General features: G+C 63.0%; 22 protein-coding genes and 3 pseudogenes. 13 read left to right on the top strand and 12 right to left on the bottom strand.

The features are described 5' to 3' along the window. Positions 1-131: 131 nt before the first annotated feature. From QFZ94_RS14020 to QFZ94_RS14010, 3 genes and pseudogenes are all read left to right on the top strand, one after another. Positions 132-1,003 (top strand): annotated as a pseudogene (locus QFZ94_RS14020) (urea transporter). Between the two features lie 171 nt (positions 1,004-1,174). Further along, positions 1,175-1,951: a class II aldolase/adducin family protein gene (locus tag QFZ94_RS14015; RefSeq protein ID WP_429457554.1), complete on the top strand. Its 777-nt coding sequence runs from the start codon at positions 1,175-1,177 to the stop codon at positions 1,949-1,951. Further along, positions 1,869-2,195, top strand: a complete 327-nt coding sequence (locus tag QFZ94_RS14010; protein WP_429457552.1) for a 4-oxalocrotonate tautomerase — start codon at positions 1,869-1,871, stop codon at positions 2,193-2,195. The genes QFZ94_RS14015 and QFZ94_RS14010 overlap by 83 nt, the downstream gene beginning before the upstream one ends. Before the next feature lie 164 nt (positions 2,196-2,359). Here QFZ94_RS14010 and QFZ94_RS14005 read toward each other — a convergent pair whose 3' ends face one another. From QFZ94_RS14005 to garD, 7 genes are all read right to left on the bottom strand, one after another. Beyond that, positions 2,360-3,571 (bottom strand): porin, encoded by a 1,212-nt coding sequence (locus QFZ94_RS14005; RefSeq protein ID WP_368585325.1) that lies wholly within the window; start codon positions 3,569-3,571, stop codon positions 2,360-2,362. Positions 3,572-3,649: 78 nt separating this feature from the next. Continuing rightward, positions 3,650-5,002 carry a TRAP transporter large permease gene (locus QFZ94_RS14000; RefSeq protein WP_368585324.1) on the bottom strand — a complete coding sequence of 451 codons (1,353 nt, stop codon included), beginning with the start codon at positions 5,000-5,002 and terminating at the stop codon, positions 3,650-3,652. Between the two features lie 13 nt (positions 5,003-5,015). Beyond that, positions 5,016-5,525 carry a TRAP transporter small permease gene (locus QFZ94_RS13995; protein ID WP_368585323.1) on the bottom strand — a complete coding sequence of 170 codons (510 nt, stop codon included), beginning with the start codon at positions 5,523-5,525 and terminating at the stop codon, positions 5,016-5,018. A gap of 172 nt (positions 5,526-5,697) precedes the next feature. Then, a complete protein-coding gene (locus QFZ94_RS13990; RefSeq protein WP_176105711.1) occupies positions 5,698-6,690 on the bottom strand; it encodes a TRAP transporter substrate-binding protein in 993 nt (330 codons plus the stop codon). 611 nt (positions 6,691-7,301) lie between these two features. Next, positions 7,302-8,231: an SMP-30/gluconolactonase/LRE family protein gene (locus tag QFZ94_RS13985; protein WP_429457548.1), complete on the bottom strand. Its 930-nt coding sequence runs from the start codon at positions 8,229-8,231 to the stop codon at positions 7,302-7,304. Then, a complete protein-coding gene (locus tag QFZ94_RS13980) occupies positions 8,231-9,082 on the bottom strand; it encodes an NAD-dependent epimerase/dehydratase family protein (protein ID WP_429457546.1) in 852 nt (283 codons plus the stop codon). The genes QFZ94_RS13985 and QFZ94_RS13980 overlap by 1 nt, the downstream gene beginning before the upstream one ends. A 99-nt stretch (positions 9,083-9,181) precedes the next feature. Continuing rightward, positions 9,182-10,771 carry a galactarate dehydratase gene (gene garD / locus QFZ94_RS13975; RefSeq protein WP_429457544.1) on the bottom strand — a complete coding sequence of 530 codons (1,590 nt, stop codon included), beginning with the start codon at positions 10,769-10,771 and terminating at the stop codon, positions 9,182-9,184. Positions 10,772-11,025: 254 nt separating this feature from the next. Between garD and kdgD the strand changes: the two genes are divergently transcribed. The 3 genes from kdgD (at position 11,026) to QFZ94_RS13960 (ending at position 14,460) form a co-directional block, all read left to right on the top strand. Then, positions 11,026-11,943, top strand: coding sequence for a 5-dehydro-4-deoxyglucarate dehydratase (kdgD, locus tag QFZ94_RS13970; RefSeq protein ID WP_368585319.1), 918 nt, complete (start codon positions 11,026-11,028; stop codon positions 11,941-11,943). 190 nt (positions 11,944-12,133) lie between these two features. Continuing rightward, the gene (locus tag QFZ94_RS13965; RefSeq protein WP_429457542.1) at positions 12,134-13,492 is read left to right on the top strand and encodes an MFS transporter; all 1,359 of its coding nucleotides are present in this window, start codon (positions 12,134-12,136) and stop codon (positions 13,490-13,492) included. A 224-nt stretch (positions 13,493-13,716) separates the two neighbouring features. Further along, a complete protein-coding gene (locus QFZ94_RS13960; RefSeq protein ID WP_368585317.1) occupies positions 13,717-14,460 on the top strand; it encodes a FadR/GntR family transcriptional regulator in 744 nt (247 codons plus the stop codon). 145 nt (positions 14,461-14,605) lie between these two features. Here the strand turns inward: QFZ94_RS13960 and QFZ94_RS13955 are convergent, their stop codons facing one another. After that, positions 14,606-16,189, bottom strand: coding sequence for an aldehyde dehydrogenase (NADP(+)) (locus QFZ94_RS13955; protein WP_410849938.1), 1,584 nt, complete (start codon positions 16,187-16,189; stop codon positions 14,606-14,608). Positions 16,190-16,430: 241 nt separating this feature from the next. On the opposite strand from QFZ94_RS13955, the gene garL reads away from it, so the two are divergent. The 4 genes from garL (at position 16,431) to QFZ94_RS13935 (ending at position 19,678) form a co-directional block, all read left to right on the top strand. Continuing rightward, positions 16,431-17,231, top strand: coding sequence for a 2-dehydro-3-deoxyglucarate aldolase (gene garL, locus QFZ94_RS13950; RefSeq protein ID WP_429457540.1), 801 nt, complete (start codon positions 16,431-16,433; stop codon positions 17,229-17,231). After that, on the top strand, positions 17,228-18,157 hold the full coding sequence (locus QFZ94_RS13945) for a 2-hydroxy-3-oxopropionate reductase (protein ID WP_410849939.1): 930 nt from the start codon (positions 17,228-17,230) through the stop codon (positions 18,155-18,157). The genes garL and QFZ94_RS13945 overlap by 4 nt, the downstream gene beginning before the upstream one ends. 387 nt (positions 18,158-18,544) lie before the next feature. Further along, complete coding sequence (locus QFZ94_RS13940) at positions 18,545-19,378, top strand: RNase A-like domain-containing protein (RefSeq protein ID WP_368585313.1); 834 nt, start codon at positions 18,545-18,547, stop codon at positions 19,376-19,378. 9 nt (positions 19,379-19,387) lie between these two features. After that, positions 19,388-19,678 carry a contact-dependent growth inhibition system immunity protein gene (locus QFZ94_RS13935; protein ID WP_368585312.1) on the top strand — a complete coding sequence of 97 codons (291 nt, stop codon included), beginning with the start codon at positions 19,388-19,390 and terminating at the stop codon, positions 19,676-19,678. Between the two features lie 379 nt (positions 19,679-20,057). Here the strand turns inward: QFZ94_RS13935 and QFZ94_RS13930 are convergent. The 4 genes and pseudogenes from QFZ94_RS13930 to QFZ94_RS13915 form a co-directional block, all read right to left on the bottom strand. Then, positions 20,058-21,033, bottom strand: a pseudogene (locus tag QFZ94_RS13930) (MFS transporter). Positions 21,034-21,105: 72 nt separating this feature from the next. Beyond that, on the bottom strand, positions 21,106-21,903 hold the full coding sequence (locus tag QFZ94_RS13925) for an NAD-dependent epimerase/dehydratase family protein (RefSeq protein WP_429457537.1): 798 nt from the start codon (positions 21,901-21,903) through the stop codon (positions 21,106-21,108). A gap of 365 nt (positions 21,904-22,268) precedes the next feature. After that, positions 22,269-23,089, bottom strand: a pseudogene (locus tag QFZ94_RS13920) (alpha/beta fold hydrolase). Further along, on the bottom strand, positions 23,046-23,465 hold the full coding sequence (locus QFZ94_RS13915; protein WP_429457535.1) for a hypothetical protein: 420 nt from the start codon (positions 23,463-23,465) through the stop codon (positions 23,046-23,048). The pseudogene QFZ94_RS13920 and the gene QFZ94_RS13915 overlap by 44 nt, the downstream one beginning before the upstream one ends. A 153-nt stretch (positions 23,466-23,618) precedes the next feature. On the opposite strand from QFZ94_RS13915, the gene QFZ94_RS13910 reads away from it, so the two are divergent. From QFZ94_RS13910 to QFZ94_RS13900, 3 genes are read left to right on the top strand one after another with little or no spacing between them, the layout of a single operon-like run. Then, positions 23,619-25,043: a cytochrome ubiquinol oxidase subunit I gene (locus QFZ94_RS13910; RefSeq protein WP_429457533.1), complete on the top strand. Its 1,425-nt coding sequence runs from the start codon at positions 23,619-23,621 to the stop codon at positions 25,041-25,043. Positions 25,044-25,065: 22 nt separating this feature from the next. Next, positions 25,066-26,070 carry a cytochrome d ubiquinol oxidase subunit II gene (gene cydB, locus QFZ94_RS13905; RefSeq protein WP_429457531.1) on the top strand — a complete coding sequence of 335 codons (1,005 nt, stop codon included), beginning with the start codon at positions 25,066-25,068 and terminating at the stop codon, positions 26,068-26,070. After that, the gene (locus QFZ94_RS13900) at positions 26,045-26,248 is read left to right on the top strand and encodes a hypothetical protein (protein WP_429457529.1); all 204 of its coding nucleotides are present in this window, start codon (positions 26,045-26,047) and stop codon (positions 26,246-26,248) included. Before cydB ends, QFZ94_RS13900 begins: the two co-directional genes overlap by 26 nt. The last annotated feature ends 127 nt before the right edge of the window (positions 26,249-26,375 follow it).

Raw genomic sequence — 26,375 nt, 5'->3', positions numbered from 1 at the left:
AAGTCCGCGCGCGAGTCAATCCCGACCCAGGCGCTTACGGCCGGCAAATAGCCAGTATCAACGCGCGAGATGCCTGAGTGTTGGCCGCTCGACTATGCTCGCGGTTTGTCGTGACTCCGAACCCGCCGCCGATGCACGCCGCCGCGACCGATGCGCCCTCTTCCTCGCTCAGCGCCCCGCTGCGCACGCTGCTGCGCAGCTTCGGCCAGATCGTGCTGCAATCGAACGCCGCGACCGGCGCGTGCATGCTCGGCGCGTGGCTGGTGAGCGAGCCGCGTCTCGTGTGCGCCGCGCTGCTCGGCGCGATCGCGGCCAACGTCAGCGCGGTGCTCGCCGGTTCGGCCGACGCCGACCTGCGCGCTGGCCTGCTCCGCTTCAACGGCGCGCTGGCGGGCCTCGCCGCGTTCAGCTTCATCGGCGATCCGGCGCGCGCGTCGGCCGTCGCGATTCTTGCGGCGACGGCCACCGCGTGGCTGCTGCGACCGTGGTGGCATTGTTTGCGCGTGCGTCGGCTCGGCTATCTGTCGAGTCCGTGCCTGATCGTCACGTGGCTATGGTTGCCGCTGATCGCGAGCCGTTCCTTGTCAGCGGGTCCCCATGCCGCTCATCCGCTCGACGTGATGCGGTTCGTCAGCGGCGTGCTCGCGGGCGTTGCGCAGACCGGCTTCGCGGCGGACGCGCCAGCGGGTGTGGTGGTGCTGCTCGGGATTGCCGCCGCCTCGCGAAGACCCGCGCTGTATGCGCTGGGCGGCGCGACCTTGGCCAGTGCTGCGCATCTGTTGCTCGGCCGAGCGTTGCCTCATTCGACGCCGGCCTGTCAGGATTCAACGGCGCGCTGACCGCGCTCGCGCTAGCCGACTCAGGCTACGCGGCGATGCTCGGCGGCATCGCGATGTCGGTGCCGTTGCAAGCGGCCGCCCTGCATTGCGGTCGGCTTACGATGAGCGCGCCGTTCGTGCTCGCAACGTGGAGCATCCAGTCGCTGGGGCGCCGCGCCGCGTAACGCAAGGCTGGGTCGTGCGCTGTCGCCAACGGCGCGGGATTGTGCGGTAGCATCCCAAGCCGGTTCGCGCGTCGCACGGCCTCGCATTCAGCAACCTTCTTGCCTTGGCGATCCATCGCATGGCGCCGAAGTCGGTGCTGAAACACTCACTCCAGCCGACAGGAGACAGATATGTCGTTCGCCCACTCACCCGCCGGCCGCATCGCCGAGACCGGTCCGCAGTCGGAAGCGGAACAGCAAACCCGCATCGATCTGGCCGCCGCTTATCGACTCGCCGCGCTCAACGGCTGGGACGATCTGATCTACACACACATTTCCGCGAGCGTGCCCGGCGAACCGGGCCACTTCCTGATCAATCCGTTCGGCCTCGCGTTCGATGAGGTATGCGCGTCGAATCTCGTGAAAATCGACATCGCGGGCAATATCGTCGGCGCCAGCGAACATCCGGTAAATGCCACCGGCTTCGCGCTGCACGCGGCCGTGCATGCCGCGCGCGACGACGCGTTCTGTGTGATGCATCTGCATAACACCGCGGGCGTGGCCGTGTCCGCGCAGCCGGAAGGATTGCTGCCGGCGTCGCAGCACGCGCTGCGCTTCTACGGCCAGCTTGCATATCACGACTACGAAGGCCTCGCGTTCACGCCGGCCGAAGGCGAGCGCCTCGTCGCGCATCTCGCCGATCACCCCGCGATGCTGTTGCGCAATCACGGCACGCTGACGCTCGGACGCACGGTTGCCGAAGCTTATGTGCTGATGGCGACGCTGCTGAAAGCCTGTGAAATCCAGATCCAGGCGCAAACCTGCGGCGCGCCGCTGGTCGTGCCGAGCGACGCGGTCGCCGCGCGCACGGCGGAGCAGCTCTGCGATGGCAGCGCGATCGAAGGCGCGCTCGAATGGCCCGCGCTGCTGCGCAAACTCGATCGACTCGATCGAGGTTATCGCGCCTGAACGCCCGAGCCGGTCCGCTTCATTTCAGTCCCAACCCTCAACCCTACGGAGCAACGTCATGCCCACGTTTCATATCGAACTCTTCGAAGGCCGTACGCTGGAACAGAAACGCCAGTTCGTCGAAGCGATCACGAAAGCCACCTGCGAGTCGCTCGGCGTCGAGCCGAACTCGGTCGATATCATCCTGACCGACGTTAAACGCGAAAACTGGGCAACGGGTGGGCGTTTATGGTCGGAGGCCTGATCGACCCGAAAAGCGCCGGCGAGACCAGCGCTTCGATGCATAAAAAAGAGGCATCGAAAAAAAAGCTGCGCACGTGAGGTGCGCAGCTTTCGAGGCTTACAACGCGAAAAAAATCGCGTCGATGTGGCGGCAAAACAACGTGCCGCCACGTGTTCAGTAACTGTTTAGAACTTGTGGATGATACCAACGCCGACAGCGGTCTGGCTGCGCGACGACGACGGCGAACCGTTTTGGCCGTCACCGATGCTTGCCACTGCGTTGATGATCGACTTGCCGTTGCCCGACAGCGTCTGACCGCTAGCGCGCTGATACGCTTCGAGTGCGTACAGGCCGGTGCGCTTGGACAGCGAGTAGTACTGCGACAGGTTGAACTGGTTGTAGGTAGCCGTGCTCTGAATGCCGTTCGACGACGTTGCACGGGTGTAGCTATAGCCAGCGGCCACATCCAGCACCGAGATCGGCTTCCAGTGCAGCACTGCGCCACCGGTATTCCAGATCTGCGTGTCGTGGAACAGCGAAGCCTGGCCCGCAGTGTATTGAACGTTCGAGTATGCGAACGAAACGTCCCACTGCGAGTTGAACGCATAACCACCCGTCACAGCAACACGCTGCTGCTTCGCGGCGGTCTGGAAGCCGTTGTTGATTGCCGAAACGGACGGCTGAGCGCCGTTGTTCGACGCCGTCGAATTCCACGCCGGGGTGCCAACGGTTGCCGCGTTGTCGATGCGCTGGATACCAGCCGCGATACCGATCGGGCCGTTCAGGTACTGTGCCGCCACGCTCCACGTTTGGCCGGCCGCGAAGCTGCCCGCGTTGCCGCCCAGTGCGTACGAACCGCTAACCGTCAGACCGCCAAAGCTCGGCGACGTATAGACCAGTTGGTTGTTCACGCGGAACGTCGTATCCAGCGAGTCGATATCACCCGGATGCGCGCCGTATGCACCGGTCAGCCACGTGGTCGGGCTGTACGGCGAGAGCAAGGTGTAGTACGAGGTATAACCGCGGCCTGCCGTCAGCGTACCGAACTGCGCGTTCGTCAGACCGACCCATGCCTGGCGGTTGAATGCCAGACCCGATACGGCTTGCGCGCCCGTTGCGCTGTTAAAGCCTTCTTCCAATTGGAAAATGGTCTTCGTGCCGCCACCCAGATCTTCCGAGCCCTTCAAACCGAAACGGCTGCCTGCCCAGATGCCGTTGATCATCTTGACTTGCGAGTTGCCGGGGACGGTCTGCGGTTTCGCTGCCGTGGTCAGCGATGCCGAGCTGTTCTGCCAACCCAGGCCCGTATCGACGATACCGTAAAGCGTCACGCTGCTTTGCGCATGTGCGCCCAGGGCGACCAACCCCAAGGCCGAAGCTAAGAGAGTCTTTTTCATTTCTACTCCGTTGTTAAAAACTTTCAGACGCGGCCCATCCAAGCACCGCCGAGTGTGGGTAAAACGCTTTATTTGGAATCAGAACACCGGATGGCCGTTGATGACGCTCGGCAGCCAGGTCGAGAACCACGGTACATAGGTGACTATATTGATGGCCGAGAAGATAGCGAGGTAATACGGCCAAGCCACCTTGGTAGTTTCCCCTATAGACACATTCCCAATCGCACAACCAATGAACTGCACCGAGCCAATCGGCGGATGCACGAGACCCAATGCGCAGTTCAGCAGGATCATGATGCCGAACTGAACCGGACCCACGCCGTTGTGCATCGCCATCGGCAGGAACAGCGGGGTCGTGATCAGGATGTGCGCCGCCATGTCGACGAACGTACCGAGGAACACCTGAATCACGTTGATGTACAGCAACATCAGCCACGGCAGCGAGGTCGCGCCGTCGAGCATGCGCTCGATCGCGTCCGGGATCTCCAGATAGGCCATCTGGAAGCGCAGCATGTTCGACACACCAATCAGCAGCAGCACCACGCCGGTCGTCTTCGCGGCCTTGCCGAGCGCATGGCCGAGCTTCTTCAGCGTCAACGTGCGGTACACGACGATGGTCAATATCAGCGAGTAAGCCACGGCGATCGCGGCCGCCTCTGTCGCAGTGGCGATACCGCGCGCCACGCAGAACAGAATGATCGCGATGACCATCAGGCCCGGCACCGCGCCGATGAACGTACGCAGCACCGCCATCCAGCCCGGGAAACGCTGCAGTTGGGTCGAACCGTCGGGACGGCGCGGATAGCCGAACTTGACAGCCTGCCAGTATGCGGCGACCAGCACGAGGCCCATCACCCACAATACCGGCAACAGACCGGAGAACAGCAGATCGCCGATCGACACGCCGCTCATCTGCTTGCCGTTCAGCACGCCGCTCACGCCTTGCGCCGCGAACGCGTAGATGATCATGTTGGTCGACGTCGGCATCAGCGCGCCGGCGAGCGACGAGTGCGTGGTCACGTTGACCGCGTATGCGGCGCTATAACCTTCGCGCTTCATCAGCGGGATCACGACGCCGCCCATTGCCGACGTATCCGCGGTCGGCGAACCCGACACGCCGCCAAACAGCGTGCAGGCGACCACGTTGGCCATGCCAAGGCCACCGCGGAAATGGCCGACCGTAGCCTGCGCGAAACGCAGGATGCGGTCAGCGATGCCGCCGTGGAGCATCAGCTCGCCGGAGAAGATGAAGAACGGCACCGCGAGGAACGAGAAACCGTTCATGCCCGAGATCATCGCCTGCATCGCGGTCGCGGTCGGCAGACCTTCGAACAGATAGGTCAGGACGCAGGACAGCCCCAGCGCGAATGAAACCGGAACACCTAAAAAAAGGAAAACTAGAAAACTGACGGTGAGGAGGGCAAGTTCCATGATGGCTCTACTTTTATTCCGTGACGGAGAGTTCGAGCGCTGGCTCTTCCCGCTTGCCGGCGAAGAGCTCGAGCAGATGCTCGATCGAGAACAACGCGATGCACACGCTCGCGAAGATCGGAATGCAGTAGCGCACGCCTTCCGGCACGCCGATGATCGGAATGCGGTCGCCCATCGTGGTTTCCGCCATCTCGAAGCAACCGACGAAAACGGCCACCGCGAAAGCAAACAGGCAGAGGTGCTGAATCCCTTTCGCGATCACCTGGCCCTTCTCGGGCAATTTCTTGACGAGCGAGTCGAGTCCGATGTGACCGCCCTCGCGAACCTTCAATGCGGCGCCGAACATCGCGATCAGGATCACCAGCAACAATGCGATGGGCTCCACGTAATCGGGTGCATCGCTAAACACGTAGCGCATCACCACGCTATAAATCACGAGCAGGCAAAGTGCGGCGAGGCTAACCGACGCCACGACCAGCAGCACGCGAAAAAGAAAATCATTTGGGCGTTTCAGGAAACTCATGACCCTGTCCTTGCTTACGTCCGACCTGTGCTTGAAATTCAGCCGTCCCGAAGCGACGCGATCCGCGCGCGCGAAACTGCGCGGCGGAAGGTCTCGCGAGTTTCCTCGCGGACCATTCACGCCGCTGCTGCGACAAACGTTGCTATTGCTGATTGCGTCCGGGACGCGAGACTTACTTGATTGCCTGGATCTCGTCGACGATCTGCTTCATCTGCGGGGTCTTTTCGTACTTCGTCCACACAGGCTGCATCACCTTCACGAAAGCCGCACGGTCGATCTGCGAAGCCGCGACCACCGTTGCGCCGCCCTTCGTGACGGTCTTCTGCGCGTCGGCTTCACGCGCGGTCCACAGCTTCTGGTAGTACGGCACCGAGTCAGCCGCGGCCTTCTTGATGATCTGCTGCTCTTGCGGCGACAGCGTGTCCCACACCTTCTTCGAGAACACCAGCACTTCGGGGGTCATCGAATGCTGGGTTTCCGAGTAGACCTGAGCGACTTCGAAGTGCTTGGTTTCTTCGTACGACGGGATGTTGTTTTCGGCGCCGTCGACGAGGCCGGTCTTCAGGCCCGTATAGACTTCCGAGAACGGCATCGGGGTCGGCGTGCCGCCCATTGCCTTGATTTCGTCGACCATCAGGTCGGACGGCTGCACGCGAACCTTCAGGCCCTTCATGTCAGCCGGCGACTTGATCGCCTTCTTCGCGTACATCGAGCGTGCGCCGCTCTCGTAGAACGTCAGCGCGATCATGCCCTTCGCGGTGAACGCGTCGAGGATCTTCTGGCCTTCCGGACCGTACATGACCTTGCGGAAATGGTCGACGTCGCGGAACAGGAACGGCAGCGACGGGATCATCGATTCCGGCACGATTTCGTTGAACGCAGCACCGTTGGCGCGCGTCATGTCGAGCGCACCGATACGAACCTGGTCGATCGTGTCGTTTTCCGAGCCGAGCGCGCTGTTGCCGAACACCTTCACGGAGTCCTTGCCGTCGGTCGCCTTGCTGATCTGCTCGCCCATGTACTTCACGGCCATGTTGGTCGGGAAGGTGTCGCCGTGCACATCGGCAACGCGGAACACGCGCGCTTCAGCCGACATCGTGCTGAACGCCAGCGCCGCGGCTGCGACGATCATCGAAACACGGGAAGAGGCAAACTTCTTGTTCATCGTGACATTCCTTGAAAAATAGACCATCCCAGCAACAGCGGATGTGACATGGTTTTGACGCGTCTCCGGCTTCGCGCCCGCTACCTTCTCAGGCGCGGGCGCTGGCCGTACTGGCTGTGCAATTTCCCCGGCACAGTTGCCCCAGCACTCCAGTCGACAACTCGACTACTTACTTCAATCACGGCGGCCGGCTTCGGACATGCATGCGGCATCGACCACAGCCGCACCACTCGCCCGAAACCTACCGAATTGCGCTTGTCACACATACATAGAAAGCCGTTTGTTTGGACTTATATGTTGTACGACGACATACGAAGTCTATAAAAGGGGTTTTAACTTGTACAGACGGTATTTACCCGCATCAAGAAAAGCTCCAGCAGCTATCGGCGAAATGGCACGCCACCAAGCCCCACGCCGTCTGGCGCTGAATGAGCGGAAATCGGCCTAGTCTGCGGAACTGTTGTATTTTTGCCGAACAAAGATGCGGGAACGTTGTCTTTACGTCAAATGTTGTATGACGAGTGACGAATAAAGGGCCACACGAATGACCCTGACAAATGAAAACGCCGGGCGAAAAACTTCGTCCCGGCGCATGCCTCATGTAAGCAAGATTACAGTTGTCCTGCAAATTCGGGCTCAGGCAGCCCGCGCACGCCTGGCCGCAGCGCGAACACATGGCCGTCGTGCTCGCTCGCGCCGTTGGCCGGGCGAATCGACGTGACGAACAGCGTATCCAGGTCGCGGCCGCCGAATGCGCACATCGCAGGCTTGATGGCCGGCACTGGAATCTGCCGGTCGAGCTTGCCTTGCGGCGTGAAACGCAGCAGCAGACCGGCGTCGTTCGCGCAAATCCAGTAGCAGCCGTCGGCATCGACCGCCGCGCCGTCCGGACGGCCCGAATAGTGATGCAGATCGGCGAACACGCGACGGTTGCGCGGCTCGCCGGTTTCGACGTCGTAGTCGAACGCCCAGATCATCCGGCGCAGCGGATGCGAGTCCGACAGATACATCGTCGTCCCGTCCGGCGACCAGCCGAGGCCGTTCTGCGTGATCAGCGAATCGACGACCGGTGCCGACAGCACGCCCTTCTCATCGAAGCGGTACAGCGCGCCGCCCGGGATCGCCGCCGCCATGTCCATCACCATGGTGCCGGCCCAGAAGCGCCCTTGCCTATCGCAACGGCCGTCGTTGAAACGCATGCCGCCGTGCGGGAATTCTGGCGCCGCGAGCTTGCGCAGCGACGCTGTCAGCGGCTCGCCGCCCGGCGCATTCGACGCGTCGGCGAGCGTGACCGCGAAAAAGCCGGTCTCGCAGCCGGCGAGCACGGTGCCGGCGTGATCGAACGCGATGCAGGCAACCTGCTCCGGCAGCAGCCATTCGGTGCGCTTGCCGGTTTCGAGCGAGCCGCGCACGATCTTCTTCGCCGGAATGTCGACCCAGTACAACGCCTGCCCGGCCGCGCGCCAGACCGGGCTTTCACCGGTGGCTGCGGGCAACGGACCGGCCGCTTCGAAGCGTTCCACTTGCGGATTCGCACTCATTATTTAGGCTCCCGCTTCGGCTCCATCGGACCGGCGAGCACGAACGGGCCGCCCTGGTACAGCTGGGTCGGGTCGTCGAAGCGCGTGTCGGGAGCGCTCGGCGGAAACAGGTGCTCGAACTGCGCCGAGCTGTCTTGCGGACGGTAGCCGAGGAACGCGGCGTTGGTGTTGTCGACCCACGAGGTGCGGTTGTTCGACACGCCGTAGACGATCGCGTGGCCGACGCGGTTCGTGAACAGCGAGCAGCGCACGAGCTCGATGAAGTCGCGGTAGCTCAGATACGTGACGAGCATGCGCGCGGTCTTCGGCTGCTCGAACGACGAGCCGATCCGCAGACACACGGTTTCGAGGCCGAAGCGGTCGAAGTAGTAGCGCGACAGCGATTCGCCGAAGCACTTCGACACGCCATACATGCCGTCCGGACGCAGCGGCGCGTCGGTGCCGAGCACCGACGTCACCGGATGGAAACCCACCGCGTGATTCGAGCTCGCGTAGACGATGCGCTTCACGCCGTGCTTCTGCGCCGACGAGTACACGTTGTACAGGCCGCGGATATTCGCTTCGAGGATGTCTTCGAACGGCGCTTCGACGGAAATGCCGCCGAGATGCACCACCGCGTCCACGCCTTCGAGCAGCGCGTGCACGGCCGCTCCATCGGCGAGATCGACGACGGCGGCTTCCTCGTGCGCGGCGACTTCGCCGAGCGGCGCGATATCGGATACGCGCACGATGTCGGCCCATTGCGCGAGCGCGGGACGCAGTTGCTTGCCGAGGTTGCCCGCGGCGCCGGTGAGCAGCAGACGGCGGAAGGGTTTCTTTGCCGCGGAGCGGTCAACGTTCAAATCGGTCATGTCTCTTTGCTGTTGTGATGCGATCGGGTCTTCTGAACGGAAAAGCGAGCGCCGGTTGGACCGGCGCTCGCCTGAGATTGGATGGTGCGGGTTGCCTGATCAGGTCACCGGCGCCGGGTTGAAGAGGGTCAACGCATTGTGCAGCCCGAGCTTCTCCGCGCAGGTTTCCTTGCGGCCGCTCGCGACATCGAGCATCAGGCGGAACAGTTCCCAGCCCACCTCCTCGATGCTGGACTGGCCAGTCGCGATCGTGCCGGCGTTGATGTCCATCAGATCATGCCAGCGACGCGCGAGGTCCGAACGCGTCGCCACCTTGATGACCGGCACTTCGGCGAGGCTGTACGGCGTGCCGCGGCCGGTCGTGAACACGTGCAGCGTGATGCCCGAAGCAACCTGCAGCGTGCCGCAGATGAAGTCGCTGGCCGGCGTCGCCGCGTAGATCAGGCCCTTCTGATTGATCTTCTCGCCGGGCGACAGCACACCGGAGATCGCCGAGTTGCCCGACTTGATGATCGAGCCCATCGCCTTTTCGACGATGTTCGACAGGCCGCCCTTCTTGTTGCCGGGCGTCGTGTTCGCGCTACGGTCCGCGCCGCCGCGCTTCAGATAATCGTCGTACCACTGCATCTCGCGGATGATCGCCGCCGCGACGTCCGCGTTGGCCGCGCGCGCGGTCAGCTGATCGACGCCGTCGCGCACTTCGGTGACTTCCGAGAACATCACGGTCGCGCCGGCGCGCACCAGCAGGTCGGTCGCGAAGCCGACGGCCGGGTTCGCGGTCAGTCCCGAGAACGCGTCGCTGCCGCCGCACTGCACGCCGACCACCAGATCCGACGCCGGACAGGTTTCGCGACGGCGGTTGTTCAGGCGCTTCAGATGCCCTTCGGCCATCCTCATGATCGACGTGATCATCGACTGGAAGCCGACGTGCGATTCGTCCTGCAGCACCACGACGTCGCCGTTCTGATCCAGCGCGACATCGCCGATGTCCGCGACGTCGTCGACCACCGCGGCCGCGGCGATCGGAATCGTGCCCGGCGGCATCAGACGCTCGGGCTGCAGCTTTTCGCAGCCGAGGCTCACCATCATCACTTCGCCGCCGAAGTTCGGGTTCAGCGCGATGTTGCGCACGGTGCGGATCGGCACCATCGCGTCGGGCGCGTCGATCGCGACGCCGCAGCCGTAGGTGTGGCCGAGGCTCACGACGTCGTCGACATTCGGATATTTCGGCAGCAGCTCGGCCTTGATGCGCGTGACCGCGTGTTGCACGACGTCGGCGACGCACTGCACGGTGGTCGTAATCGCGAGGATGTTGCGCGTGCCCACCGAGCCGTCCGAGTTACGGTAGCCCTCGAACGTGTAGCCTTCGAGCGCCGGCATGTCCGGCGCTTTGATCGTGGCGATCGGCAGGTCCTCGAGTCCCGGCGGGCTCGGCATGCGGATCACGTGCTCGTTGATCCAGCTGCCCTTCGGCAGCGGCTTCAGCGCATAACCGATCACGACGTTATAGCGGATGACCTCGTCGCCTTCGGCGAGATCGGCCAGCGCGACTTTGTGGCCCTGCGGCACACGCTCGCGCAGCCTGAGGCCATCGGCAAATACCGCGCCCTCGCCCAAACCGCCGTCGTTGACGACGATCGCGACATTGTCATTGGGATGAACGCGGATGTAGAGCGGGGTTTGTTCCATTGATAAATCCTTAAGGCGCGTAGGCCTGCTTCGCCAGAAATCATACGTCATCCTACAACGCCGGCGTTTGCCCGGGGGTTCCGTATTTACCCTATAGACAGCATTATGCCGTGAAAACACCGTTGAGTTACGGGATTCATTGTTGTACGATGACGTATAAGAAATCTGATTTCAAAGATTTTCTACTAGTACGACGTCCGTCGTACTAGTTGGATCCTACTAACGACCCCATCCGACGCCTGGATATTTAGATCATGACGACACCGCAGGAACTCAAGCAGATCGTTTCGGAAGGCCTCCTGTCCTTCCCCGTCACCGACTTCGACGCTAAAGGCGATTTCCGCGCCAACACTTACGCTGAGCGCCTCGAATGGCTCGCTCCGTACGGCGCTTCGGCGCTGTTCGTCGCCGGCGGCACGGGCGAATTCTTCTCGCTGACGCAAGACGACTACACGCAAGTCGTCAAGACCGCGGTTGAAGTCTGCAAGGGCAAGGTACCGATCCTCGCCGGCGCAGGCGGCCCGACCCGCGTGGCGATCGCCTACGCGAAGGAAGCGCAGCGCCTCGGCGCGCACGGCATCCTGCTGATGCCGCACTACCTGACCGAAGCGAGCCAGGACGGTATCGCCGCGCACGCCGAAGAGGTCTGCAAGGCCGTTCCGGGCATGGGCGTGATCATTTACAACCGCGCGAACTCGAAGCTCAACGCCGACATGCTCGAGCGTCTGGCCGACCGTTGCCCGAACCTGATCGGCTTCAAGGACGGCGTGGGCGAGATCGAAAACATGGTGACGATCCGCCGCCGCCTCGGCGACCGCTTCTCGTACCTCGGCGGCCTGCCGACCGCGGAAGTCTATGCTGCTGCGTACAAGGCGCTGGGCGTGCCGGTGTACTCGTCGGCGGTGTTCAACTTCATCCCGAAGACGGCGATGGAGTTCTACCGCGCGATCGCCGCCGACGACCACGCAACGACCGGCAAGCTGATCGACGAATTCTTCCTGCCGTACCTGAAGATCCGCAACCGCCGCGCAGGCTACGCGGTCAGCATCGTCAAGGCTGGCGCGAAGCTGGTCGGCCACGACGCAGGTCCGGTGCGCGCACCGCTGACCGATCTGACTCCGGAAGAACTCGAACAGCTCGACTCGCTGATCAAGAAGCTCGGACCGCAGTAAGGAACCGGCGTCGGGGCTTCGAGCGAAGAAGCTCGCGAGCCTCATCGACGAGGGCTGCATAGACGGCCCCGTTGCGAACGCCCGGCACGGCAACGTTGCCGGGCGTTCGTGCATTTGCGCGATAGGCAGGCGGTCTGCGGACCGCCCGGCGTAGAGACCACACCTCGCCCAACAATACAGGAGATGACCCATGGACTTGAGCCGCACGGCCAGTTCCACCGACGCCGCCTCTAGCGCGGCACGCACCAAGGTCCGCTACGGGATCCTGGCGCTGATCTTCGTGATCACCACCCTCAACTATGCCGACCGCGCGACGCTGTCCGTCACCGGTTCCGCGATGCGCACCGCGTTCAGCCTCGACGCGATCCGCATGGGCTATATCTTTTCCGCATTCAGCTGGGCCTACGTGCTGTCGCAACTGCCGGCCGGCTGGTTGCTCGACCGTTTCGGCGCGCGCCGCGTGTACGCGGCGAGCATCTTCTCGTGGTCGCTGTTCACGCTGCTGCAAAGCTCGGTCGGCCTGCTCGGCAGCGCCGGCGCGGCGATCACCGCGCTGTTCGCGCTGCGCTTCGTGATGGGCGCTGCCGAGTCGCCGGCGTTTCCGGCGAACGCAAAGGTGGTCGCGAGCTGGTTCCCGACCAACGAGCGCGGCACCGCGTCGGCGATCTTCAACGCCGCGCAATACTTCGCCGCGGTCGTGTTCACGCCGCTAATGGCGTGGCTCACGCATGCGTTCGGCTGGGAGACGGTCTACGTCGTGATGGGCGTGGTCGGGCTGCTGCTCGCGCTGACGTGGCTGAAGGTCATGAAGAATCCCGCCGATCACCCGGGCGTGTCGCGCGCCGAGCTCGAGTACATCGAGCAAGGCGGCGGCCTCGTCAGCGGTGCGCGCAAGACGGGTCCGGACGACGTGTCGAAGAGCGGCGGCTGGACGCTCGTGCGTCAGTTGCTCGGCAACCGCATGCTGCTCGGCGTCTATCTCGCGCAGTACTGCATCAACGTGCTGACCTACTTCTTCCTGACGTGGTTTCCGATCTACCTCGTGCAGGCGCGTGGGATGACGATTCTGAAGGCGGGCCTCGTGGCCTCGCTGCCGGCGATCTGCGGCTTTCTCGGCGGCGTGCTCGGCGGCGTGTTGTCGGACGGGTTGATCCGCCGCGGCTGGTCGCTGACCGTCGCGCGCAAGGTGCCGATCGTCGGCGGCATGCTGCTGTCGACCTGCATCATCGGCTGCAACTACGTGTCGACCGACTGGATCGTCGTCGCGCTGATGTCGCTCGCGTTCTTCGGCAAGGGCATCGGCGCGCTCGGCTGGGCGGTCGTCGCCGATACGGCGCCGAAGGAAGCGCTCGGTCTGTCCGGCGCGATCTTCAACATGTTCGGCAACATCGCCGGCATCGTGACACCGATCGTGATCGGTTATCTGGTCGCGCGTTCGGGCTCGTTCAATGGCGCGCTGGTGTTCGTCGGCGCGAACGCCCTGATGACGGTGATCAGCTATCTGGTGATCGTCAAGGACATCCGGCGAGTCGAGTTGCGCTCAGCGTGAGCCCGCTATAGGCTCAGTTTTCGTTACGGTTATCGTACTTCCGGCCGGCGGACGCCCGGCGCCTTGCGCGAGCCGTGCGCACCGAGGCGCCAAAGTTCAGGCATCCGCCGATACATGTGACAATCGCGCCGAATTCGATCCGGCGCTTATATAATCAGTCGTCAGACGACGATATAATAAAAATGCAGGATTCCCAGCGATCTTCCAAACAAGGAGCGTTTTCGATGGCTACACCACTAGCATCCGCGGCACCGCCACGACGCGCTCGCAATCTTGCCGAGTTCGTCGTCAATTACGTCACCGAGCAGATCGCGGCCAACGTGCTGAAGCCGGGCGACAAACTCCCGACCGAATCGCAGCTGATGAACACGCTCAGCGTGAGCCGCACGGTGATCCGCGAGGCGATCTCCCGCCTGCAGGCAGGCAAAATCATCGAGACGCGGCACGGTATCGGCAGCTTCGTGCTCGAGCCGCAGCGCGAAAAGCTCGGCATCGACATGGTGCCCGCCACCACGCTGCGCGACGTGCTGTCCATTCTGGAGCTGCGCATCAGCCTCGAAACCGAATGCGCCGGTCTTGCCGCGCAACGCGCGAAACCGGACGACCTCGCGCACATGCGTACCGCGCTCGACGCGATCGAAGCCACGCGTCACAACGGGCTCGACAGCGTGGAGGCCGATCTGCAATTCCACATCTCGGTCGCGCGTGCAACCGGCAACCGCTATTTCGTCGACATCCTGTCGCAGATGGGCAGCGCGCTGATTCCGCGCAACCGGCTCGACTCGGCCGGCATTGCGCGCGCCGATCCTGATGCGTATCTGTCGCTCGTGAACCTCGAGCACGAAAGCATCCTCGAAGCGATCAGCCGGCACGACGCCGAAGGCGCGCGGGCGGCGATGCGCATGCATCTGTCGAATAGCCGCGAGCGGCTGCGTCGCGCGAACGAAGCGAACGACTCGAACAGCTGATTTGCGCGAAGAAGCACGCGGGCGAAAAAAATGGCCGGGGAATTCCCGGCCATTTTTTTTGTGATTGCAACCGCCCTTTCCTTCGATGCGCGCCCATGCCCATATCGGCACGACGCGCGCATCCGTTCAGGACGGCGTCACGCGATCAACCGCGCGTGAGTTCGCCATCGCGACGACGCCACAGTTCCAGCGGATTGCCGTCGGCCAGCGTTTGCGGCAGCAGCTCGGCCGGGAAGTCCTGGTAGCAGACCGGGCGCAGGAAGCGGTCGATCGACGTGGTGCCGACCGAGGTCGCGCGGCTGTCCGAGGTTGCCGGGAACGGGCCGCCGTGGACCATCGCGTGACACACTTCGACGCCGGTCGGGAAGCCGTTGACCAGAATGCGGCCGGCCTTGCGCTCGAGAATCGGCACCAGCTTCTTCGCAGCCGCCACGTCGGCGTTGTCCATCTGCAGCGTCGCGGTCAGTTGGCCCGCGAAGTGCTCGGCGACCTTCAGCATTTCCTGCTCGTCCTTGCAGCGGATGATCGTCGACACCGGGCCGAACACTTCGTCTTCCAGCGCCGGGTTCGCGAGGAACGTCTGCGCGTCGGTCACGAACAGCGCCGCGCAGGCCTGGGTCGGGCCGGTCGCGGGGACGCCGCGTGCCACGACTTCGACGCCCTTCGTTGCGGCCAGCTTGCCCTCGCCGTCTTCATACGCGGCGTGGATGCCCGAAGTCAGCATGGTCTGCGCCGGCTTGGCAGCGAGCGCTTCCGATGCCGTCGCGACGAAGCCCTTCAGCGCGTCGCTGTCGATCGCGATCGCGAGGCCCGGGTTCGTGCAGAACTGGCCCGCGCCGAGCACGAGCGAGTCGACGAAACCGCGCGCGATGCTGTCGCCGCGTGCGGTCAGAGCGTTCGGCAGCAGGAACACCGGGTTGATGCTGCTCATTTCGGCGTAGACGGGGATCGGCTCCGGACGTGCCGCCGCGACGCGCATCAGCGACGTGCCGCCCGCGCGCGAACCGGTGAAACCGACCGCCTTGATGGCCGGGTGCGCAACCAGCGCCTCGCCGACCGAGTTGCCCGCGCCGACGATCATCGAAAACACGCCTTCGGGCAGATCCATTTCCTGCGCGACGCGCTGGATCACACGACCGACCAGCTCCGAGGTGCCGAGGTGCGCGCGGTGCGCCTTCACGACGACCGGGCAGCCGGCAGCGAGCGCCGCAGCGGTGTCGCCACCCGCGACCGAAAACGCGAGCGGGAAGTTGCTCGCGCCGAACACGGCGACCGGGCCGAGCGCGATCTTCTGCATGCGCAGATCCGAGCGCGGCAGCGGCTTGCGTTCCGGCAGCGGCGAATCGAGCGTCGCGTTGAGCCACTGGCCCGCGCGCACGGTTTGCGCGAACAGCTTCAGCTGACCGGTGGTGCGGCCGCGCTCGCCTTCCAGACGCGCTTTCGGCAGGCCCGATTCAGCCATCGCGCGTTCGATCAGTTCGTCGCCGAGCGCGGTGATGCCGTCCGCGATACGATCCAGAAACTCGGCGCGCACTGCGAGCGGCAGCTGGCGGTACGCGTCGAACGCCTGTTGCGCGAGCACGCAGGCCTGCTCGACGTTCTCGACGGTGCCGCTGCCGAACACCGGCTCGGCAATCTCGGAACCCGTGGCAGGATTGAACGCGCGCAGCGGTTTTTCTTCGCCGCGCACTGCTTTGCGACCGATCAGCATTTCACCGGTAATAGGCATTTTTGGCTTTCCTTGAATGAAGGCTTCAGATATAGGTCATCCTACAACATTCCGGGGGCTCCATGCAACCCGAAACGCTTGTCGGACGGGGTCATTCGGGTATACACGACCGTTACAACGGAGGGGCTCAGTGCTAACCTGCCGTTAGTCATACGACGACTTATAACCTTGCGTTCTGCGCGGTTTTACTGCGGTCGTCGAAGCGCTATTCCCGATCCATCGTCGTTCGAGGAGACCCCGCATGCCCGCCGTCACGCCTTACGAATCCTTGCCGAACCGCTTCCGGCGCGCGGTGCGCGAGGGAAAAACCCAGATCGGCTGTTGGGCATCGCTTGCCAGTCCGATCGCCACTGAACTGCTGGGCACGGTCGGCTTCGACTGGATGCTGCTCGACGCCGAACACGCGCCCAACGACGTGCTCACGCTGATCCCCCAACTGATGGCGCTCAAGGACAGCGGCAGCGCACCGGTCGTCCGACCACCGGCTAACGACAGCGTCATGATCAAACGATTCCTCGACAGCGGCTTCTCGAACTTCCTCGTGCCGTTCGTCGACAGCGCCGAGGACGCCGCCCGCGCGGTCGCCGCAACGCGCTATCCGCCGCAGGGGATCCGCGGCGTGTCGGTCGGCCATCGCGGCAACCGCTATGGCACCGTGTCCGGCTACTTCGCGCTCGCCAACGACAACATCTGCGTGATCCCGCAGATCGAAAGCCGCAAGGCGGTCGAGGCGATCGACAGCATCCTCGCGGTGGACGGCATCGACGCGGTTTTCATCGGTCCGTCCGACCTCGCGGCATCGTATGGCCACCTCGGCAACGCGAGCCATCCGGACGTGCAGCAGGCGATCGCGCATGTGTTCGAGCGCGCGCAGGCGGCCGGCAAGTCGAGCGGCATTCTCGCGCCGGTGCAGGCCGACGCGGAACGTTATCTGTCGATGGGCGCGCGCGTCCTCGCCGTCTGCGCGGATCTCGGGCTGCTCAAGGGCGCCGCTCAGGCGGCGCAGAAACACTTCATGCAGAAACCGGCGGGCGAAGCTTGAACGCGGCCGCCACGACATCTTCGGAGCATTCCATGAAAAAAGCAGGCTTTATCGGACTCGGCATCATGGGCAAGCCCATGGCCGCCAACCTTCTGAAAAACGGCGTGCCGCTCGCCGCGTTCACGCGTAGCGGCGTGCCCGCCGAACTGACGCAGGCCGGCGCCGTCGCATGCGACAACCCCGCCGCGGTCGCCGCCAACGCGGACGTGATCTTCATCATGGTGCCGGACACGCCGGACGTCGAGCGCGTGCTGTTCGGCGAAAACGGCCTCGCGAGCGCGCTGCGCGCCGGCCATACCGTCGTCGACATGAGCTCGATCTCGCCGATGGCGACCCGCGACTTCGCGGCGCGCGTGCGCGAAACCGGCGCCGACTACCTCGACGCACCGGTGTCGGGCGGCGAAGTCGGCGCGAAGGCCGGCTCGCTGACCATCATGGTCGGCGGCGAACAGGCCACGTTCGACAGCGTCAAGCCCATGTTCGACATGATGGGCAAGAACGTCACGCTGATCGGCGCGGTTGGCGCCGGTCAGGTGTGCAAGGTCGCCAATCAGGTGATCGTCGCGGCGACCATCGAGGCGGTCGGCGAAGCGCTGCTGCTCGCGTCGAAGGCGGGTGTCGATCCGGCGCGCGTGCGTGAGGCGCTGATGGGCGGCTTCGCGTCGTCGCGCATTCTCGAAGTGCACGGCGAGCGTATGACCAAGCGCACGTTCGATCCGGGCTTCCGCATCGAGCTGCACCAGAAGGATCTGAACCTCGCGCTGTCGACCGCGCAGGCGCTCGGCGTGTCGCTGCCGAACACCGCCACCTGCCAGGCGCTGTTCAACGCGTGCGTCGCGCACGGCGGCAAGGCGTGGGACCACTCGGCGATGGTGCGCGCGCTCGAAGTGCTCGCGAATCACGAGATTGGGCAGAAGACTGCGTGATTTGAGGTAGGTTCGAACATAGTTGCGATCGGGTTGTCCGTCGGTGTTCATGTGACCGATGGGCGGCTCGATTGCACTCTGCATTTCTGGGCGTCGTGCGTAGTTCGCGCATGCTGCCCTTTCCCTCTTCCGGCCGTAGAGTTCTTTCGCCGCCTAACGCGACACGTTCGTATCGTGCTTAGCGATGGCGACTCCCCGCCCCGTGTCTCCTCGGATTGCCGTCTGCTCCCGTGCGTTAAGCCGCGTGGCTAGTGCATGACTACGAGCGATATGCAGTCAATGACTCGCAGCCATCGGATTAATGGGACACAAGAATCATCCATCGCCCATTTCCTGTGCCTTTGGTCGACAGCTATCTTGGCGGCCTCAATCACAGAGGGATACCGAATGTCGGGCGAACAAGATGGAGACGGCGTGCGTGTCGTGGTGAGTGCGCCGCAACTAGCGGCGGTGCTGACCCGTCAATCGATCAGCCACAGCGAAATGATTTCCAACCGGTTATGGGGCGGATTGCAACTTGTCGGCGGTTTGCTGGAAATGGTCGGGGCCGGCGCGCTGTGTGTGATGCCTGAACCGACCATGGCGAGCAAGGCTGGATGCGTTGTGTTCGGCGTACATGGCTCGGACACGGCGGCCGCTGGCTTGCGTCAGATCTGGACGGCGCGAGATACGGCGACGCTGACCCAACAGGGCACGACGAAACTCGCGCAAGCGATGAAGGCCAGCCCCGATATGGCGAACAATATCGGTCTGTGGCTCGATATGGTCGTGCCGTTTGGCTTTGCTAGTTCGATCAAGGCTATACGGGCTTCGCGTATCGCGATGGGCCGGATCAGTCTGGACATGCACGAAGCGAAGGCAGGGAGCGGGATTGGCGGACACACGCTCTTGAAGCATGTCGGACGGACCGAAGCGCAGTTGCGAGAAAGACTCAAACTCGAGCCGCGTCGAGAGAAGGTTTCGTCGTTCACGAACCTCGAGCGGGCCGAATCAGCCATCTCAGAAGTCATGCGTGCCAATGCGACCATCATTCGGGAATGGGCGCAGTCTTCGGGCAGAGGCGGCCCTCTCGCTTTGACGCGGCGCGTGGCGGGTAACGTCGGCTATGGCATAACGAGGGAGACAGGGAAACTGACGCCCATGAATGAGGTTGTAGTCGTTCTGAAATATCAAACCTACAACGGAATGCCATACTATATTGTTACTGCTTACATTAAATAGAGAGAATTTATGCTGTCAACTCGCTACCCCAAAATGTATCAGCTGTTTGGCGCATACCTGAATGAGGATTTCGATATATGGGGAGATACGATTCCCGAAATCATCGCTTGCTACAAGAGAGACTGCCCACGCGAGAGCCACCTCGAGATGGTTCACGAAATCAATTCATTCATGAGCGAGCACCGGGAGGATCTGGATTCGGCGTTCAGAAACGACTATGGCCAAGATTTTTCTCCGGAGTTATGGGGCTACACGACTGCCTCATTTCTTGACGAATTAAAAAGGCTTCTCAGCGAGTAATTTGTCGCGATGCTCGCGCCACCGCTCTGCATCCGGTCAACCGCCTCAGATCCCTCAAATGATGAACGAAGAGTCATATCCTCAGTTCCACGCCCTGTTTGGTGGATATCTGAACCAGGGTAGCGATCTGTTAGGCGACAAAAATCTTACGAAGACTATGGATTTAATTTTTATCGGAAATTGTGGGGATACATAACCGCATTGTTCTTTGACGAATTAAAACGTCTGCTGGGCGATTAATCTGTTTGCGCCTGTAACGCTCGGGGCGCAAGACTGCAATCTCGCAATCGGCCGCAAACCTGACGAAAGAAACGGCACCTACTCTTGCGCGCCGCTTCTTTCGCCGGATCGGCCCACACGAGCCGACCGTACTTTCGCCTTACTTCGCCGTCACCGCATCCGGCGCGACCCACATCGGCTCCGGCCTCTTCTCCGAACTCCTGGCCAACAGACACACCACGACCGCGGCAATCAGATCAAACACTGCCAGCACGACGAACAGCGGGCTATACCCGATCTGCGTGACGAGCACACCGAACAGCGCAGTGAACGCGGCAGCGCCCAGATACCCTGCCATGCCGCCCATGCCCGTCGCGGTCGCGACTTCGTGCTTGCCGAACATGTCCGACGTGATCGCGTACAGCGCGCCCGACAGCGTCTGGTGCGCGAAGCCACCGACGCACAGCAGCGCCACCGCCATGTACGGGCTCTCGACGAGACCGACGCAAGCCGGCCCGATCATGAACAACGCACCGACCACGAACACCATCTTGCGCGACGTGAACAGCGACACTTTCGCGTACTTGTGAAACAGCGGGCTCAGATAACCGCCGAGCACGCAGCCGATATCAGCCGCAAGGAACGGCATCCACGCGAACATCGCGACTTCCTTCAGGTTCATGTGACGCTCGGTCATCATGTACAGCGGAATCCACGCATTGAACGTTTGCCAGGCGACGAGCCGATATTGAACCAGCCGATCGCAACCGACCGCTCCTTCGCCGGGAACCACTCGCTCGTCGCCTTCACGCCAGCCGGAATACCCGCCGATTCGGCGAGTCCGAGGAGACCGCAGAACCCGCGAGGCTGCGCCAGCCCGTCGCCCATGCCGCCGCCGCGCAAGCCACCGACCATGCCAGCGCAAAGACCGCGAAGCCGATCTTGGTGCCGATCGTGTCGAGCACGAAACCGGCGACCGGCTGCATGAACACATAGCAGAGCTGCCACGCCACGACCACGTGCGCGTACTGCTCGGTCGTGATGTTGAGCTCCTTCATCATCGTCGGTGCCGCGACCGACAACGTGTTGCGCGCCAGGTAATTGATGATCAGGCCGACCGCGACCAGCGCGACCATCCACCAGCGAATACCCTTGATCTTCGTTACGCGATCTCCTCGGGATGCATTGCCCGTCGAACTGCCCGGGACTTAGTCCTCGCGCGAGTAGTCGATGCCGACGAAGCTGCCGCCCTGAAAGCGCTGGCCCAGTTCATCGAGCGGATTCGGGCGCGAGAGGATGTCTTGAGCGTAGTCCTCGGCGTTCTGCTTCGGCTCGTAGCCCAGACGCGCGGCGCCGACGCTGTTGTCCCACCAACTGCGCGTATTGGCCGACACGCCCCAGATGGTCAGGAAGCCGACCTCTTCCGCTTCGATGCAGCGATCGAGGAAATGCATCAGGTCCTGATGGCCGAACCAGGTGCTCAGGTGACGCTGCTCGGTCGGACGCTCGAGGCAGCTGCCGATGCGCACGCACACGCTTTCGATGCCGTGCTTGTCCCAGTACATGCGCGCGAGCGCTTCGCCCCACACCTTCGACAGACCGTAAAAGCCATCCGGGCGCAGTTCGCAGTCGAGGCTCAGATGCTCGGTGACCCGATACATGCCGATCGCGTGGTTCGAGCTCGCGAACACGATGCGCTTCACGCCGTTGCGGCGCGCGCCTTCGTAGACTTCGACGAGGCCGCGCAGGTTGTTCTCGATGATCTCGGGCAGCGGACGCTCGACGCTCGTGCCGGCGAAATGGATCAGCACGTCCACGCCGTTCAGCAGACGGTCGACAACCGCCGAATCGCGCAGGTCGCCGTTCATCACGTCTTCGCCGTCGACGAGCGGCGTCAGCACTTTCGAGCCAGCGGCCGAGCGCAACGGCACGCCGCGCGCGACGAATTCAGCACGTACCACGGAGCCGAGCTGGCCGCCGGCGCCACTCAGGGCAATCTTCTTCATAGGGGTTCCTTTAACTGCGCCGCGCGCGAGGTCTACAGAGAACAGACAGAGGGATTGAGCAGCCGGCGGATCGCGCTGTGCGCGTCGCATAACACACCCAAGTTGTACGATAACGTACTATCGATGATGAACCGGCGGATTTCAACTCCGCATTTACCCTTAAATTGCATATGAGGCGTTTGGTAGCCTCTTAAAAAACAAAGACATACGGATATCGCCTTCATGCGACATCGTATGACCATGAGGGGTTTTTTGTTCGAGAAGTGAATCGCCTGACGCCCGCGGTCGCCCGGCATTCGGCGCGGGCGGCGTCTGAACGCCGCCCGGGCAGTCAGCAAATCACCTGATCACGCGTTTCTGATCGCTCAAGCGCCGATGAATTCGAGCAGGTCGGCATTGACCTTGTCGGCCTCCACGGTGCACATGCCGTGCTGGCCGCCCGCATAGACCTTCAGCGTCGCGTTCCTGACGATCTCCGCGGTGCGTCGGCCGGCTGCGTCGATCGGCACGATCTGGTCGTCGTCGCCGTGCAGCACCAGGGTCGGTACGTCGATCTTCTTCAGATCTTCGGTGTAGTCGACCTCGGAGAACTGCTTGATGCAGTCGTATAGCCCCTTGATCGAGCCGGCCATGCCCTGGCGCCAGAACGAATCGATCACGCCCTGTGACACCTTCGCGCCCTCGCGGTTATAGCCATAGAACGGCACGGCCAGATCTTTGAAGAACTGCGAGCGATCGTCGAGGACGCCCTTGCGGATGCCGTCGAACACGTCGATCGGCAGGCCGAGCGGATTATCGGCGGTCTTCAGCATCAGCGGCGGCACCGCGCCGATCAGCACGGCCTTCGCGACACGCCCCGTGCCGTGTCGGCCGATGTAATGCGCGACTTCGCCGCCGCCCGTCGAATGGCCGACCAGCGTCGCGTCCTGCAAGTCGAGATGTTCGATCAGTGCGGCAAGGTCGTCGGCGTAGGTGTCCATCTCGTTGCCGTCCCACGGCTGCTCCGAGCGTCCGTGGCCGCGCCGGTCATGCGCGATCACGCGAAAGCCTTGCTGCCGAGAAACAGCATCTGCGCATCCCACGCATCGGCGGTCAGCGGCCAGCCGTGCGAAAACACGACCGGGCGACCCTTGCCCCAGTCCTTATAGAAAATCGAAGTACCGTCTTTCGTCCTGATCGTGCTCATCTGCTAACTCCTTGTCGTTGAAGTTTGCCGTCGCCGGCAGGTGGATGAAGCGGAAGCTGCTCACGAAGCATGCGCGCGACGCATGACAGAACGCCGTGCGAATACGGCAATGAATCACGGAACTACGGAAACGGCCGAATCGTAGAGATAAAAAAATCGGCTGACTAGCGCGCGAACCGACGAAGTCGGTTTGGATGTATCGATTGTCGGCTGACGACGGGCACCGCTCGCGACCTTGCCGCGCAAGGCTGCGCGACAAGCATTGCTGCAGCGCGGTCGATTGACGCAGCACATGCAACGACGCACACGCGGCCCTGCCTCGGCCGCTAAAGGAAACTTGAGACTCATCAACGGCTTGCCTCTTCGATTCGCGCATTTCGCATAAAACAAGGCGGTTTTTTGACGCACACCGCATTGCAACACATTTTGTTTCGATCCCCTACTCTTGCGCCATCTGCCAAGCGCAGTGCGCACCGACATCGGTCGACGCGCGTAATTCACTCACGCGGCAATCACGCACAACAGGATCATGAACTCGGCACTATCGGCATTCGATCTCGCGCGCATTCAATTCGCGTTCACGGTTTCTTTTCACATCGTTTTCCCCGCGCTCAGCATCGGTCTCGCCAGCTTCATTGCCGTTCTCGAATGGCGTTGGCTGAGAACCGGCAAGGCCTACTACAAAGATCTTTGTCTGTTCTGGTCGAAGATCTTCGCAGTGGCCTTCGGGATGGGCGTCGTCTCCGGTGTCGTGATGGCCTATCAGTTCGGCACCAACTGGTCCGGCTTCTCGAGTTTCGCCGGGCCCATCACCGGTCCGTTGCTGATGTACGAGGTGATGACCGCATTCTTTCTCGAAGCGGGCTTCCTCGGCATCATGCTGTTCGGCTGGCAGCGCGTGAGTCCGCGCGCGCACTTCGGCGCGACGCTGATGGTCGCGATCGGCACGCTGATCTCGACCTTCTGGATCCTCGCGTCCAATAGCTGGATGCAGACGCCGCAGGGTTTCGAGGTCGTCGACGGCCATGTCGTGCCGCTCGACTGGTTCAAGATCATCTTCAATCCGTCGTTCCCGTACCGGCTCGCGCATATGGCGCTGGCGGCGTTCATCGTCGCGGGGCTGGTGGTCGCGGCGGTCGGCGCGTGGCATCTGCTGCGCGGCCGACGCGATCCCGCCGTCAAGAAGATGTTCTCGATGGCGCTGTGGCTGCTGCTGATTCTGACGCCGATCCAGGCATTCATCGGCGATCAGCACGGCCTGAACACGCGCGAATATCAGCCGGCGAAGATCGCGGCGATCGAAGGCATCTGGGACACCGAAAAAGGCGGCACCGCGCTGAATCTGTTCGGCATCCCCGACATGAAGGCCGAAACCACGCACTACGCGGTGTCGATCCCGCACCTGGGCAGCCTGATCCTCACGCATAGCTGGGACGGCGAAATCCGCGGGCTGAAGGAATTCCCGCCAGAGGACCGGCCGGATTCGGCCGTGGTGTTCTGGAGCTTCCGCATCATGGCCGGCCTCGGCGTGCTGATGATCGCAATGTCGATCGCGGCCTGGGTGCTGCATCGCCGTGGACGTCTGTTCGAAGCGAAGTGGTTCCAGCGGCTGTGCGTCGCAATGGGCCCGAGCGGCTTCATCACGCTGCTGGCCGGCTGGGTCACCACCGAAGCGGGCCGTCAGCCGTGGGTCGTCTATGGCGTGATGCGCACGTCGCAGGCCGTGTCGCCGCTGACCACGCAGCAGGTCGGTCTGTCGCTGATGACCTTCGTGGTCGTCTACTTCCTCGTGTTCGGCACCGGCATCTACTACATGCTGAAGCTGATGCGCTCGGGTCCCGCGCTGCCTGGCGGCAAGCCGCACGACACGCCGCACGACACACCGCAGCCGACGCCCGCGCAGACCGCGCGCCGCCCGCTGTCCGCCGCCGATCAGATGATCGACGTCGTCTAACCCACGCTACGAGAGAAAGAATATGGACGTAACCGTCGTTTGGGCCGCGATCATCGCGTTGGGCCTTTTCATGTACGTCGTGCTGGACGGCTTCGACCTCGGCATCGGCATCGTCTTTCCGTTCTTCCCCGACGAGAAAGAGCGCGACCTGATGATGAACACGGTCGCGCCAGTGTGGGACGGCAACGAGACCTGGCTCGTGCTCGGCGGCGCCGCGCTGTTCGCGGTGTTTCCGGTGGTCTACTCGACCGTGCTGTCGGCGCTCTATCTGCCGCTCGTGTTCATGCTCGTATGCCTGATCTTTCGCGGCGTGTCGTTCGAGATCCGCGCGAAGTCGCGTCGCACGAGGCACCTGTGGGACCTCGCGTTCATCGGCGGCTCGGCGGGCGCGACGTTTTTCCAGGGCATCGTGCTCGGCGCTTTCCTGCAAGGCATTCCGGTCGTCGATGGCGCGTATGCCGGCGACGCGTTCGGCTGGCTCACGCCGTTCAGCCTGCTGACGGGCCTCGGGCTCGTCGCGACTTACGCGCTGCTCGGCTGCTGCTGGCTGGTCGCGAAGACCGAAGGCGACCTGCAGCGCCGGCTGCATCGCGTGGTCTGGCCGCTGACGCTGGTGCTGCTCGGCTTCATCGCGATCGTGAGCCTGTGGACGCCGCTGATGGATGCGGGCATCGCGCAACGCTGGTTCCATGACGGGATCTTCTATCGTCTGCTGCCGGTGCCGTTCCTCGTCGCGATCTGCGCGTTCTTCATGCATCGCGCGGTGCGCGCGCGCCACCACAACACGCCGTTCGTGCTCGCGCTGACGCTCGTGCTGCTTGGCTATCTCGGGCTGCTGGTGAGCCTGTGGCCGTACGCGATTCCGTCGAGCATCACGCTATGGGAAGCCGCCGCGCCACGCACGAGCCAGACGTTCACGCTGGCCGGCGCGGCGGTGATCCTGCCGATCATCGTCGCCTATACGACGATGGGTTACTGGGTCTTTCGAGGCAAGGTGCGTCATGGCGACCAACATCACTATCACTGAAAAGCGGGGTGTCCGCGCGTCGACTCCCGCTGCCAATGCCAATGCGGCAGCGCCCGGCCGCAAGCTGCCGGGCTGGCTCTGGTTCATCGCGCTCTGGTGCTTCGGCGTGGCCGCGACGATGTCGCTCGGTTTCGCCTTCAAGCTTCTGATGAAAGCGACGCTATTCGCGGTCGGATAGCGGCGCGCGAACCCGTGTCGATCCGGCGGGCATAACCTGCCGGATCGCGCGCCAGCGCTTCAAAAAAGCTTCGCACGGCTCGTCTACGTAGCAAGCCGGAACCTATGCGCGGGAGACCTGCCTTAAC

The organism is Paraburkholderia sp. JPY465, assembly GCF_050436725.1.
GTDB lineage: Bacteria > Pseudomonadota > Gammaproteobacteria > Burkholderiales > Burkholderiaceae > Paraburkholderia > Paraburkholderia youngii.
The sequence above is the reverse complement of the archived record's forward strand: the minus strand, read 5'-3'. Positions and strand labels throughout refer to the sequence as shown.